General features: G+C 39.8%; 16 protein-coding genes. 3 read left to right on the forward strand and 13 right to left on the reverse strand.

Annotated features, from left to right (window positions below):
* Positions 1–151 precede the first annotated feature (151 nt).
* Complete coding sequence (rsgA, locus tag DET59_RS16685; RefSeq protein WP_258549707.1) at positions 152–1,180, reverse strand: ribosome small subunit-dependent GTPase A; 1,029 nt, start codon at positions 1,178–1,180, stop codon at positions 152–154.
* Positions 1,181–1,507: 327 nt separating this feature from the next.
* Between rsgA and DET59_RS16690 the strand changes: the two genes are divergently transcribed.
* Positions 1,508–2,248 carry a DUF4397 domain-containing protein gene (locus DET59_RS16690; RefSeq protein WP_113970748.1) on the forward strand — a complete coding sequence of 247 codons (741 nt, stop codon included), beginning with the start codon at positions 1,508–1,510 and terminating at the stop codon, positions 2,246–2,248.
* 76 nt (positions 2,249–2,324) lie between these two features.
* Here the strand turns inward: DET59_RS16690 and DET59_RS16695 are convergent, their stop codons facing one another.
* The 3 genes from DET59_RS16695 to DET59_RS16705 all read right to left on the reverse strand — a co-directional run bounded on the left by DET59_RS16695 (position 2,325) and on the right by DET59_RS16705 (position 4,836).
* Positions 2,325–2,912, reverse strand: a complete 588-nt coding sequence (locus DET59_RS16695; protein WP_113970749.1) for a YpmS family protein — start codon at positions 2,910–2,912, stop codon at positions 2,325–2,327.
* Positions 2,909–3,739 carry an SGNH/GDSL hydrolase family protein gene (locus DET59_RS16700; RefSeq protein ID WP_113970750.1) on the reverse strand — a complete coding sequence of 277 codons (831 nt, stop codon included), beginning with the start codon at positions 3,737–3,739 and terminating at the stop codon, positions 2,909–2,911. Before DET59_RS16700 ends, DET59_RS16695 begins: the two co-directional genes overlap by 4 nt.
* Before the next feature lie 119 nt (positions 3,740–3,858).
* Positions 3,859–4,836, reverse strand: a complete 978-nt coding sequence (locus DET59_RS16705) for a nucleoside hydrolase (protein WP_113970751.1) — start codon at positions 4,834–4,836, stop codon at positions 3,859–3,861.
* A 220-nt stretch (positions 4,837–5,056) separates the two neighbouring features.
* On the opposite strand from DET59_RS16705, the gene DET59_RS16710 reads away from it, so the two are divergent.
* The gene (locus DET59_RS16710; RefSeq protein ID WP_113970752.1) at positions 5,057–5,542 is read left to right on the forward strand and encodes a PCYCGC motif-containing (lipo)protein; all 486 of its coding nucleotides are present in this window, start codon (positions 5,057–5,059) and stop codon (positions 5,540–5,542) included.
* Positions 5,543–5,622: 80 nt separating this feature from the next.
* On the opposite strand, the gene DET59_RS16715 is transcribed toward DET59_RS16710, so the two are convergent.
* From DET59_RS16715 to DET59_RS16725, 3 genes are all read right to left on the reverse strand, one after another.
* Positions 5,623–6,465, reverse strand: a complete 843-nt coding sequence (locus tag DET59_RS16715; protein ID WP_113970796.1) for a DegV family protein — start codon at positions 6,463–6,465, stop codon at positions 5,623–5,625.
* A 211-nt stretch (positions 6,466–6,676) separates the two neighbouring features.
* The gene (locus tag DET59_RS16720) at positions 6,677–6,949 is read right to left on the reverse strand and encodes a YpmP family protein (RefSeq protein ID WP_258549708.1); all 273 of its coding nucleotides are present in this window, start codon (positions 6,947–6,949) and stop codon (positions 6,677–6,679) included.
* 84 nt (positions 6,950–7,033) lie between these two features.
* Positions 7,034–7,687 carry an SOS response-associated peptidase gene (locus tag DET59_RS16725; protein ID WP_113970754.1) on the reverse strand — a complete coding sequence of 218 codons (654 nt, stop codon included), beginning with the start codon at positions 7,685–7,687 and terminating at the stop codon, positions 7,034–7,036.
* A gap of 193 nt (positions 7,688–7,880) precedes the next feature.
* Between DET59_RS16725 and trhA the strand changes: the two genes are divergently transcribed.
* Positions 7,881–8,519 (forward strand): PAQR family membrane homeostasis protein TrhA, encoded by a 639-nt coding sequence (trhA, locus tag DET59_RS16730; protein ID WP_113970755.1) that lies wholly within the window; start codon positions 7,881–7,883, stop codon positions 8,517–8,519.
* Between the two features lie 72 nt (positions 8,520–8,591).
* Here trhA and DET59_RS16735 read toward each other — a convergent pair whose 3' ends face one another.
* The 6 genes from DET59_RS16735 to DET59_RS16760 form a co-directional block, all read right to left on the reverse strand.
* A complete protein-coding gene (locus DET59_RS16735; RefSeq protein ID WP_113970756.1) occupies positions 8,592–9,077 on the reverse strand; it encodes a dihydrofolate reductase in 486 nt (161 codons plus the stop codon).
* Positions 9,074–9,868 (reverse strand): thymidylate synthase, encoded by a 795-nt coding sequence (locus DET59_RS16740; RefSeq protein WP_113970757.1) that lies wholly within the window; start codon positions 9,866–9,868, stop codon positions 9,074–9,076. The genes DET59_RS16735 and DET59_RS16740 overlap by 4 nt, the downstream gene beginning before the upstream one ends.
* 22 nt (positions 9,869–9,890) lie before the next feature.
* Complete coding sequence (locus DET59_RS16745) at positions 9,891–10,580, reverse strand: anthrax toxin lethal factor-related metalloendopeptidase (protein WP_113970758.1); 690 nt, start codon at positions 10,578–10,580, stop codon at positions 9,891–9,893.
* Positions 10,581–10,893: 313 nt separating this feature from the next.
* Positions 10,894–11,484 (reverse strand): YpjP family protein, encoded by a 591-nt coding sequence (locus DET59_RS16750; protein ID WP_113970759.1) that lies wholly within the window; start codon positions 11,482–11,484, stop codon positions 10,894–10,896.
* A gap of 288 nt (positions 11,485–11,772) precedes the next feature.
* The gene (locus DET59_RS16755) at positions 11,773–12,549 is read right to left on the reverse strand and encodes a class I SAM-dependent methyltransferase (RefSeq protein WP_113970760.1); all 777 of its coding nucleotides are present in this window, start codon (positions 12,547–12,549) and stop codon (positions 11,773–11,775) included.
* Positions 12,550–12,654: 105 nt separating this feature from the next.
* Positions 12,655–13,089 (reverse strand): BrxA/BrxB family bacilliredoxin, encoded by a 435-nt coding sequence (locus DET59_RS16760; RefSeq protein WP_113970761.1) that lies wholly within the window; start codon positions 13,087–13,089, stop codon positions 12,655–12,657.
* Between the last annotated feature and the right edge of the window lie 14 nt (positions 13,090–13,103).

Raw genomic sequence — 13,103 nt, forward strand, 5'->3', positions numbered from 1 at the left:
TCATCCTTTCCATTTCATTCTCTCTCACTATTCCCTTTGTAAGAGATTTTAACGCATTCACGTTAAAAGGGAAAATATTAAGCTTGTCGAATTGGCTTACAGATAGCAATATAAAAATAGACCCTGGAGTCATCCAGGGTCCATCTTACATCTAATATTTAAGCTTTCTCTGCTTACCGATACTCTTCCATTTTTTTCGTTCTAACGACTCCAGTCGCTTATTCCCTTTTCTCTCCATGTAGGCAATTTCTCTTTGCAATTTCTGATAATGCCCGAATCGTTCCTCTGACAGATTTCCCTCTTGTATCGCTGCTCTAACCATACAGCCAGGTTCATCCTCATGACGGCAATCGGCGAATCTGCATTGAAGTGCCAGCTCTTCAATTTCGTTATACTGTGTGGATAGTCCTTCTTGTCCCTGCCATAGTTGAATCTCCCTCATACCGGGCGTATCAATGATGGATGCACCACTATCCAATAAGAATAACTCTCTGTGTGTTGTGGTATGGCGTCCTTTATCATCAGATGCCCTAATTTCTTTAGTCTTCTGAACGTCATTTCCTACAAGAAGATTGACTAGGGTCGATTTTCCAACACCGGAAGAACCGACAAGAGCAACCGTTTTGCCCTTATTCAGATAGGGATGCAGTTCCTCGATTCCCTCATGATTTACAGCGCTTATGGCTAACACTTTAACCCCGAGCAATGCGTTTTCAACTTCTCTCTTTTTCTCCTCAATGTCCTCACATGTATCGGATTTTGTAAGAATGATAACGGGATTTGCCCCACTTTCCCAACAGAGAAGTACATACCGCTCCATCCGTTTACTGTTTAAGTCATCATTTAAAGAAGATAGAATAAATACGGTGTCTATATTCGTAGCAATGATTTGCTCTTCTGCTTCTTCCCCTGCTTTCTTTCTTGAAAACTTACTCGTTCGTGACAAAACCTTTTCTATGATTGCGCCTTCTTCGCTTAGGAGAACCCAATCCCCTACTGCAGGAAGATCTTCACGCTTTACCGTTTGGAACCTGAGTTTCCCGGAGATTTTACTTAATCGATCTCCTGTTTCAGTCATGACCATGAAGGCTCCCTTCTGCTCGGTCACAACTCTACCTAACGTGTATCCTTCTTCTTCAAGGTGTCCCATTAGTTCAAATACGTATTTTCTGTTATTCAATTCAGTTCCTCCCAAAAATTAAAAAATCCGTTGCGTGATTCGACACGTCAACGGATTTTCAAGTTTGAAAGAATAAAAAATCAGATTATCCCGTTAAAAGTGAGTTGACGTGCAGAACCATTATGAAGCATATTTAGTTTACTTGTATAACAAATCAAAAATACGCTCATATGTCATCACCCACTTTCTCAATTAGTAATTTTATTATCCATTATTTTCTTCTATAACGCAAGAAATATTTCTGATTTATTCAAAAAATAGGTTCTTTCACCATTTTTTCTCCTCCGCATAATCTATTGTGTTAATAAACAAAAGGGAGAGATACGGATGAGCCAACACGATTATTTGAATAAAGCAGCGATGTATGACCTATTATCCGGTTATTATAAATACACAGATCCATCCATGCATATTCATTACTATCAAAAACATTTAAAATACATGAGGCTGGCTTTACAAGCACAGCGCGCTGATATGACTACATCCACCCAGCCTTCTTATGTTCGCGTTTTACATGCTGTACCCGATGCACCGAATGTGGATGTTTATGTAAATGGAAACCGTGTTCTAAGGGATGTGGCCTTTAAGGATGTAAGTGATTATTTAACTTTACCGGCTGGGAAATATCATATTGACGTTTATCCTGCTGGTACAAGTGTGACGACTGTTATAAGCAAAAAGGTAAAAATTGACCCAGGCAAAATTTATACTCTCGCCGCTGTAGGTACTCTTAATAAACTACAACTCCTTCCGTTCATTGATGATCCGACGGTTCCCAGTGGAGAAACAAAGGTTAAGTTCATTCATCTTTCCCCTGACGCCCCTGCAGTGGATATCGCAGTAAAAGGTGGAGACGTCATATTTCCGAATGTATCCTTCAAGCAAGCTACCGACTATCTTGGATTAACTCCAATGACAGTCAACCTGGAGGCAAGAGTGGCAGGAAGTAAAAATACGGTCCTGAGTGTTCCGAATGTTAAATTCAGCCCCAATCAAGCTTACACCATCGTAGCTGTCGGGTTAGCCAACGGAACCCCTGAATTAGAAGCCATTCTATTAAAAGGGTAAACTCGAATGTGTCCTAAGATTGTGTCTACTTATGCAATACGAAAAAGGTGGCTTCCATCAGGAGGCCACCTTTTTCCTATTGAGCACGATCTACTGGTACTAATAACCGGAAAGAAATATTATCTTCCTTTAAGTCAAATTCCTTCGCTCTTACTTTAATATCACTCTTCAATTTCATGTCCTGTAATGAAACGTAGATTAATTCATCGGTAGGTTGTATCTTCACCCATTCCGGAAAGTTATATGAATCTCTCATTACCTTCAATACGTATGAAACGGGCAGATTCAATTGTCCTACGGATATGGATTTCTGTTTCAGGAGTATGTCTCCATTTTCCAGAGCTTTAGGTTCAAAATCCAACTTAAAGTCTAAGTTTGATGTGAATACCGGAACAGAACCCATTAATTCCACGTCGTCTTTTAACTGAACCTCATAATCTACAGGTCCCTTCATTCCTTCTTCTTCAATATAATGTTCAATAATCAGATTTAAATCTTTTTTGTTTGTTTCTACGTTAAATCCTACTTCTTGATTGGTGTTTTTGCTGTTTTCAGGCAGTGCATCATCCTTAATCGGCATAAAAATCATTGAAACAATGATGGCTAATCCTATGAATACCACTCCTAAAAGAACAAAAAAACCGACCTTCCATTTGTTCTTCATGACGGCTGCTCCTCTTCCTCAACAGGTTTCGTTCTATCTGTCAATGTAGCTAATGTTTCCCCGTTTGTCAGGTTTATAAACATGCGGTCTGCAATCATCTTATAGCCTTCATCATTTGGGTGAAAGTAGTCCTCAAATAATAAAGTATCCCCTGCATCAATAAATAAGTCCTCTATCTTAACGAATAAGGTTTTATCATAATCTGAAAGAATCTCCCGGCTGGCACCATTCCAATCATGAATCACCTGGTTGACTTCCTCAATATCGGAAAACCATGTATTGAATGGATTATATAACCCTACCAGAACGATTCCTGCGTTTGGGTTATAGCTCCTGATCGTCTCGATGATTTCCTGTAACCGCAATTGGTATTTTCGTTTCTCTTCTTGAAACACTTCTAACTTCAAGTGGGACAGATTTTCACGAAAAATTTTCATAACGTCGTTTCCGCCGATCGTGATCATGACTAAATCTGATTGTTCGATCGATGTTTTCACATCTTCTTTTTTCAATCTTTTTAATAATTGATCGGTACGGTTCCCTCTTACCCCATAGTTATGGAATTGGGCGTCTTTTACTCCATCCAATGATTCCAGATGTTTCTCTAAGTAAGGGACATATCCACCCTTTTTCGTACTATCACCTACACCTTGAGTTAACGAATCGCCCACTGAAACAACTTTTAAGTTCTTCGGTATGAAAGTTTCGTTCGGATTATCTTTATCCCATATGGATACTTCTCTTGTAATATGCTCAGCAGCATCTTCTAACGAACACCCTGACAGGAAAAAAACAAAAGCGAGCATGATAATCGGTATTTTCTTCATATGCGTCACCTCGCTTGCACTTTAATATTATTATATCACGCTTGTTTCGTCATGAAACCTTTGTAAACAAATCATCAAGAACATGTAAATTTATATGCCTTTGTTTATTTGTTCATCAACTATCGGCTGGGGCCAGATTTCAATGTCTGGAATACCTCTGTGATAAACTCCCCATAGTTGAACTGCTTTGCGATCTTGTGGACCTGCCAATTTTCTTTTTCCTTTGATTGCCTGAAATCTCCTATGCTCTGACCAAAAGTCCAGCCTGTATTGGTGGCAACCCGGATAGGAACTTCTTCAAACATCATCTTATTGCCATCCGCAAGAGTCCACATTGCCAATAAGTCGTGCAGGGGACTCCCCGAAATATCAGGGTACGTTTTCTTATAGAACTTATAGTAATAATCCACCATCGGCTTAATGATCTGCCCGACTTTGTCATTAGAATTTACATAAAATTGATGGAGAGAATCAATCATAGCAGGTGTTACAAGAGCATACATGGTTACATCCAAGGGGATGAGGTGAATTTGTTTGGGGGCGAGTTGAATCAAGATATTGGCAGCATAAGGATCGCCATAGAAATTTGCTTCTGCCGTCGGGGTCACATTCCCCGGTACATGAAATGCACCTCCCATCACATAAAATTCTTTCACCTTTTTCATTGTTTCCGGGTATAGCACGAAGGCAGTTGCCAAGGAAGTCAATCGGCCAGCTGAGTATATATATAACTCACCGGCATACTTATCAATTAGTGCATTGATTTCATAAAAGTTTTCGGTTATTTCTGAGTTGTCGAGTTCTATATCATCAAGGGTTATCGGTCCCAATCCCTCGATACCGTGTACATCTGGATAGAATTTTGGTTGAATGCCCGTTAAAGCAGAGACCGCTCCCCCAATAACAGGTATATCGGTGATCCCGGTAATAGTTTGAAGATATTTGACGTTTTTCAATGCACTCGCTTTAGAGACATTTCCATAATCAGAAACAATCCCGACAATTTCAATCGTCTCACTATAGTAAGCATATAATACTGCGACAATATCATCGATTCCAAAGTCTGAAATCACCAATACTTTTTTCTTATCAGCCAAGTCCGGTCACTTCCTTTCTTTTGTTTACAATGTAATAAGAAAGAATCTTCTATATGGATTGGAAAGATCAGACCATACTTCTTACCTATTATACTTCTATGATATGATGACAATGGTTATGAGGACGCAATAAGATTCATAAAGTCATCAAGAAAAGGGACGAACCTGCTTTTTAAAAAGTGGTACAATACATATATAATCGTATAGGAAAGGGGCACGTATGAAGAAAAATCTCTTATTATATTTCACTGTTGTATTTAGTTTATTAGGTATTCTTGCGGGTTGTTCAAGCAATCAGGAGGAGGAAGCCCATCATGATCATACAGCAGCCAATGGGGATCTTCGGGAGGAGACGGCTTCCGTTGATACACTTCCCTCTTTTCTCGATGATAAGGACGACAATATGAAGCTTATCTATTCTTCAGCTGCTAAAAACCCTGAACTGTTACAATATATCCCTTGTTATTGCGGGTGCGGTGATTCTGCCGGGCACGAGAGCAATCTGAATTGCTTTGTTTACGAATTAAAAGGGGAAAAAGTGGTATGGGATGATCACGGTACCAGATGTCAGGTGTGTTTGGAGATTGCGGCGGAATCCATTGTGAAGTACAAGAATGGTGAATCCATCAAGCAAATTAGAAACTTTATTGATCAACAATATAAGGAAGGTTACGCTAAGCCTACCCCGACGCCTATGCCTTCATAATGAATAAAGACAGCAGATGGTTCTGCTGTCTTTTTGAATGAAAAAGGCGAAAGGAAAATCCGCTTTCGCCTTTGGATTGATCAATCCGTGTAATACATAAATCCTATGGCACCAATTCCAGTGTGCGTACTGATGATTGGTGTGGTCGGAACTATATCGATTTGGTCGTAACCTGTTTTCTCGATAATCTTAGCCTTAAGATTTTGTGCAAGCTCGATACCATCTGCATGTACAAGCCCTACACCACGAATTGTCTTCCCTTTTACATCTTCTAAGAATTGCGTTGTTAAGTATTTTACAACCTGTGAATGGCTTCGAACCTTTGCAACCGGAGTGTATTCGCCTCCTTCTAATGAAGCGATTGGTTTAATATTTAATAAGGAACCGATCATGGCACGTCCCTTTCCGATTCTACCGCCTTTTGCAAGGTTCTCAAGTGTATCTACCACGACGAACAAGTTGGTATTTTGACGGATCGTTTCAACTGCTTTCAGAATTTCTTCCAATGGTTTTCCTTCTTTGGCAAGCTTGGCAGCTTCCATTACCTGAAAGGCCAGTCCTTTAGAAATAAAGCGTGAATCTACAACCGCCACATCGGATGAAGACATTTCTGCAGCAGACTCGGCTGAGCGTACTGTACCACTCATTCCACCTGTCATATGTATGGATAAAACTTTCGAACCATCTTTTCCTAATTCATCATAAAGTTCAACAAATGTTCCTGCCGGCGGCTGGGAACTTTTTGGTAATTCCTTAGAAGCTTTCATTTTTTCCAGAAAGCTAAGCGGTGAAAGATCTACTCTATCTAAGTATGTCTCTCCATCGATTGAAATGGATAGAGGAACTACATGTATATCCAGTTCCTTTACGACCTCATCTGATAAATCTACTGTTGAGTCTGTTACAATCTTAATCTTGGTCAATTTTGCCACATCCTATCTCCCATATCATTAGTATTATATCGTTAAATGCCAAGGAATTAAATAGATACGAAGGATTTCCACAACCGGTTGTCTAAATTGCTCTACATTTTGAACGTGTAACGTCCATAATTGTTTCATACATGTAGGAATATTCATATAAAAAGGGCTGGTCCCACGTAAAGATACGCTCATAGACCAGGCCCCAAGAGAATTATGCATTATTCTTTAACTCTTCTGATTGATAAATTTCTTCATACTCTGACCATTTCGTCGTTCTCTTTAAATGTTCTCTAAAGCTGTACATGGTCATAGGCCCATTCTGATTGACAACCTTTGAAATGAATTGATGAAGCCTGAGGTTTACCCTTAAATAGAGCGGGCTATCTTCCTTCATGACAGGAACTTCTAAGATTTTGATCTTCCGTCCATCCTTTGATTTGAACTCAATGGTTTTTGTCAGCAAAGTATCAATCCTCTTTTTCACCCGTTTATACTCTTATTATACCCCATATTAAGGCGCATAAAATGTCTAATCGTGCAAAAATACGAATATTTTTCTCTAAATCGGTTATGAAACAGGCACAATACATTCAGGGAAATCGTGTTTGGGTGAATTGACGATATCGGATACCTGGTACCCTTTCATTTGGTCTTTTTGAAGCGGCGTTAAAACGGAAGAAGCTTCTTCAAAAGAGTAATCGTCTGTGTTTAACCATTTCTCAATCGCTTCCTGACCCGTGAGCATAACAGGCATTCGTTCATGTACTGGTTGTACAATGGAATTGGCCTCTGTCGTAAGGATCGTGGAGGTTGTGAACTCTCCACTCCGATCCCACAATCCGGCAAACACAAATGGCTCTTCTTCTTTTAATTGAAATCTTACAGGTACCTTTTGGTCTTTCTCCTTCTTCCATTCATAAAATCCATCGGCAAAAATCACCATTCTATTCTTATGGACAAGAGAATTGAAGCTCGGTTTCTCCAATAAGGTTTCACTGCGGGCATTGATCAAAGGTTTCCACTTCTTCCGATTGGCCCAATGAGGAACGAGGCCCCACGTTATCTCTCCCGCTCTGCGCCTGCCCTTATGTGAAATAAGGGACAAAACTTTTTGCGTTGGGGCAATATTGTATCTTGGCTGCCACTCTTCAAGGAATTCATCAATTAAGTATTGTCTCACTAATTCTTCTAAAGGGGTTGTTAAGGAAAACCTACCGCACATCACTGTCACCTCATTTATTATCTTTACTTAGGAATATACATCATTATGAGGAGAATTTCTAATCCAAAAGGCGCACTTTATCCCTTTACTATGTTAATGATTGCACAATGACGATAAGAGGATTATCATAAATATATACAATATTGACTCATTGAGCGTTCAATGAGGGGATAATAGAAAGGATGAGACTTTTTTGACATATGATTTCGATTTTTCCAATTGGAAAGAAGAAGTTGCGAACGCCATTACCCATGGAATCGGATTGATTTTGAGCATACCCGCTTTAGTGATGTTAATCGTTTTCGCCGTTCATGAAGGCTCTGCCTGGCACGTTGTCAGTTTCTCTATCTTCGGTGCTTCAATGATACTTCTATACTTATTTTCAACCCTGCTACACAGCTTTAAGCCTTCGAAGGTAAAGAATTTGTTTGCCATTTTAGATCATTCGGCGATATATATCCTGATCGCGGGAACGTATACACCGTTTATGCTAGTCAGTGTGAGAGGTACACTCGGGTGGACATTGTTTGGAATTGTCTGGGGACTCGCCATTGTAGGGATTGTATTTAAATGTTACTTTGTTCAACGTTTTCAAGTTGTTTCCACCCTCTTTTACCTGGTGATGGGCTGGCTCGTGATCATTGCCATTAAACCATTGTACGCAAGTCTTACCGGTGCCGGATTCGGACTATTGCTGGCAGGTGGAATCATGTATTCCATAGGAGCCATTTTCTATGTGTGGAACAAACTGCCTTACAATCACGCAATCTGGCATCTTTTCGTCCTGGCAGGAAGCAGCTTTATGTATTTCTGTATTTTGTTTTACGTTTAAGCAAGATTATGTTTTACCAATAAAAGGGTACTGACGGAATGTCCCGGCAGTACCCTTTTATTATCTTCTCATCTATTTACGGACATAAATCTTAAATTCATAGTCGTAAGGGTTTTTCTCATCCTTCAATCCTTTAACGGAGGAGATACAGGTGAAATCCTCCCATGGGATGGAAGGCATGGTCGTGTCGCCTTCAAATTCATGATGAATCTCTGTTACATACAACTTATCGACATGAGGGATAAACTGCTTGTACACTTCTCTTCCGCCCATAATAAAGGTTTCTGAGTCTCTTCCTTCCGCCCATTCCAGGATATCCTCCACAGAATGCAGGACAAGGCAGCCTTCCGGTTGAAAGCTTGTATTTCTTGTAAGAATGACATTCTCACGTTTAGGTAACGGCTTACCGATGGAATCAAACGTTTTTCTTCCCATGACGATTCCATGTCCATCCGTCGTTTTCTTGAAAAATTTCAGGTCTTCAGGAAGCCTCCATGGCAATCCATTGTCTTTACCAATCAAACGATTCTGATCCATTGCCCATATAAAAGAGATCATACACTCACGGCTCCTTTAATATGTGGATGCGGATCATATTCTTCAAGGTTGAAATCTTCAAACTTAAATCCGAAAATATCCTTCACTTCAGGATTGATAGATAATGTTGGTAATGATCTTGGCTCCCTGGAAAGCTGTAAGTTCACTTGGTCAAGGTGATTCTGATAGATATGCACGTCACCAAAAGTATGGACAAACTCCCCTACTTCCAGATCACATACCTGGGCGACCATCATCGTTAATAGAGCGTATGAAGCAATATTAAAAGGAACCCCAAGGAATACATCAGCGGAACGTTGGTACAGCTGACAGGATAATTTGCCATCGGCTACATAGAATTGGAATAAACAGTGGCAAGGAGGCAAAGCCATATGATCTACATCCGCAACATTCCACGCACTTACAATCATTCTTCTGGAATCGGGATTGTTTTTAATCGTATCAATGAGGTTCGTTATTTGGTCAATCGTTTCCCCGTTTGCTCCAGACCATGATCTCCATTGGTGACCGTATACAGGGCCTAACTCTCCATTTTCATCGGCCCATTCATTCCAAATCCGGACACCGTTTTCTTGAAGATATTCAACGTTTGTATCTCCTTTTAGAAACCAAAGGAGTTCATGGACAATGGATTTTACATGCAGCTTTTTCGTTGTAAGTAGAGGAAACCCTTCTTTTAGATCAAAACGCATTTGATAACCAAACGTGCTTATCGTGCCTGTACCTGTTCGATCTTCTTTCTTGGTGCCTTTTTCAAGGACATGTTTGCACAAGTCTAGATATTGCTTCACAACGACCACACCTTTTATAAGTTTATAGTTCTTTAAAGAATTGATATGTTGCTGGTGCTCTCTTCTTCAGAAGATTTCTAGTTTCAGAGTTTAAATAATACATAGCAAATGTTTCAGCAAAATATTCTTCTTTGTATTGAAGAAAATAAGGTTCATTCGGGAATACCCGTGGAGCCTCCCTCTTCCAAAGAGGCAAAAATTCCAGCTCGTAATAAAGGTCCGTTAAGACGTAACGATCAATACTGTGAGCGAGTTCATGTAATTCCAGATTTGACGAATTATGACCCCTTCCTTTCTCACTATGACCGATTTTCACTAATACAAGCTTCGATCCACCGATTCCAGGAACGTCATCCCATGTAATACTTTTATTAGTGTACCCTCTTGGGGTCACTCCTTTCAAGTGACTTGTGGTAGAAAAATCGGTTAATTTTTTTTCAAACAGCCTTATTTTGATTTCCTGTGAATCCGTGGACTCTAAGAGTGAGGTGGGAATATGATCTAATCTTTCAATCATTTCCATAGCAGCTGTTTTATCATATGCAGCTTGTGGCAACAGGACCATATTTTCTAACTGTTTACTGGATTGAAGTTGCAATTGTGTTTTAAGGGGAGAATGCTTTAAGAGGGTTCCGCTGTAGTTGGCTTTTGAGTTGGTCCACAGAATGACTAGAGTAACCGAAATAGCGAGGATGATGAATATACGCTTCACTTATTGTCCCTCCTTTCTTCTAAGGAAAGTATCATGTTGTTATTACTATTTTAACATAATGATAGAGTTGTTTTTAGGAGAGATTGTTTCCAATAACTAAAGCGGAGGCGGCTCGTTCTGCCCCGACAAGCATAAGGCAAGCTTGCACAAAAGGCGGTTTTTGCCTTTAGGGCAAGCTTGACTTATGACCTCGAGGGGCAAGCCGCCGGAGCTGGATGATACTAAAGCGGAGGCGGCTTGCCTATTAGAAACCAAAAAACAAGCACGCTTGTCCACGTACTTGCTTTCATTCATTTCTATATAATAATAGAGATTACGAGACACTTCTCCATTGTGGCGGAGTGTTTTTATCCCAATATATGCTTCCTAAATCATGGTGAGCCTGAAATTGATCATGCACTGTATGATAGTGAAAGTTAAAGTAATAGCCATCTTTCGGCGGATGATCTTTTCTTACATGAAATCGTATGACATCTTCACCAGAGCGTTGGTCATAAATATGAAAGATCTTTTCTGTTTTTGCATATTGAGGCACTTCTGAAATAGTAAGTGACGTTAAGTCTTCTTCTGGAAATTGAACAGCTGTATCAGCTATCGCCTTTTCGATCTTAGGAAGGATCAAAGACTTGAATTCGTCTTCTATGACAGGCTTGATCTTAGTCCCGAACTTTTCATAAGCGTTTTTCTCTGCTTGTACCATCATATTCCCTATGAAATCCTCATGGGAAATGGAAGACTCCTCTTCCAGTACTTCCTCTGGAACAGATTCGACCGACGAAGGCTTTCCATTGCCTTTTGCCATAGTGTGATTTTGTTCATTGAGAAAGGCTTGTGAAGGGGAAACAAGTCCAAATGTTAAAATGGATAGCAGGATGAAAAACGACTTTTTGAGCCAGATTGACATAGATAACGTCCTTTCCTATGTATTACGTCTATTATTATACTATTTCTTACGGATAAAAAGTGAAAAAGGTTTCATTTTTTTGTAGGATATAAAAATATTTATGTGGTAGTATATTAATGAGGATACTTTGTAAGGAGGATAACTAGATGGATACAGGACTTATGATCAATATCGGATACTTACTTCTATTAGGTTATTTCGTTGTACTAGGATTTACTGATTAATACTTAGATGATTAGACAGGCTTAAGATGCCTGTCTATTTTATTTGATTAATTTATGAGGACTTTTAAACACGCAGAATTCCAAAGTGAAATTTGGCTGATGGTCTTTTGATCACGTCAAATCCGAGTTCTTTGAATAATGGGGAGTTATGGTGTTCTTTTAATACTACCCTCTTTCTTGCCACCCTTATTGCTTCTTCTATTCCTTCTTTTGTTATGCCTGTATAGCTTGCCCATTGGCGGATCGGGTTAATTCCATGAGAATCTGTTAAGGCTTCTTCAAACATGGGATCAAGGTAAACGACATCAAATGCATCATCATCTATATTCTTTAATTCTTCCTGAAAATGTCCATTTATGACGCTGATTCGATTCATGGCGCTATTCAGTTCATGGAGTGGCGATACCCAGTCCTGAAGTCCGTGATGAAGGATATGCGAGATATACTTATTCGCTTCGATTCCGACTACTTTCCCCTTTTCGCCGACGATATGGCTGGCGATAATACTATCTGAAGCAAGACCCAGCGTACAGTCCAGGAAACTCATGCCCTCTTTAAGGTCAGCAGCTTCAATGAGTGGATCGGTCTCTCCGCGAATGATTCTTTTGATTCGGAAGGAAGCGGAATTAGGGTGAAAAAAGAACGGTTCGCTATTGTTTTCCCTAGTATGAAGTTCTAGTCTCTCTTTTCCAATCACTAAACAGTTTTGTTCATGCAGATTCATATGGTGTAAAATCGATCTCTTTTTTCTGGGGATATAGGGGATATCGAGTACCTCTGCTGTTTTATATGCTTTTTCTATGACTACCTGGTTCGCTCTCCCGCATGTTGTGACAAACACGATGAACATTCTCCTTTAATGGTGCCGTTGTACGTTTTTTCTACCATTTATTTATCCTACCATAAAAAGAAACGGATGACAGAGTCACCCGTTTCTTTTTGGTCTTTAGCAATTTTCGTTAAAGGCTGTGGACAGATTGGAAATAATCGATGAAATGTCATGATCTTCAATTTCTTCCCTTGGGATGAAGTGAACGACTTTTTTTCCTTTAAATAAAGCCATTGATGGGGAAGAAGGTTCGTACCCTTCGAAGTACTCCCTCATTTTGGCTGTAGCCTCTTTATCTTGTCCAGCAAAGACTGTAACAAGGTGATCCGGTGTTTTTTCATTATTCATGACGGATTGCGTTGCAGCAGGTCTTGCAAGTCCCGCTGCACACCCACATACAGAGTTAATAACGACCAGGGTTGTTCCATCTGCATGTTCCATATAATTCACTACTTCTTCTTCTGTATCCAACTCTTTGAAGCCTGCTTGTGTAAGTTCTTGTCTCATCGGCGTCACTAACTGTCTCATATACTCTTCGTATGCCATTGACATCTATCATCAACCCT

The organism is Rossellomorea aquimaris, from assembly GCF_003315075.1.
Taxonomy (GTDB): Bacteria; Bacillota; Bacilli; order Bacillales; family Bacillaceae_B; genus Rossellomorea; species Rossellomorea aquimaris_C.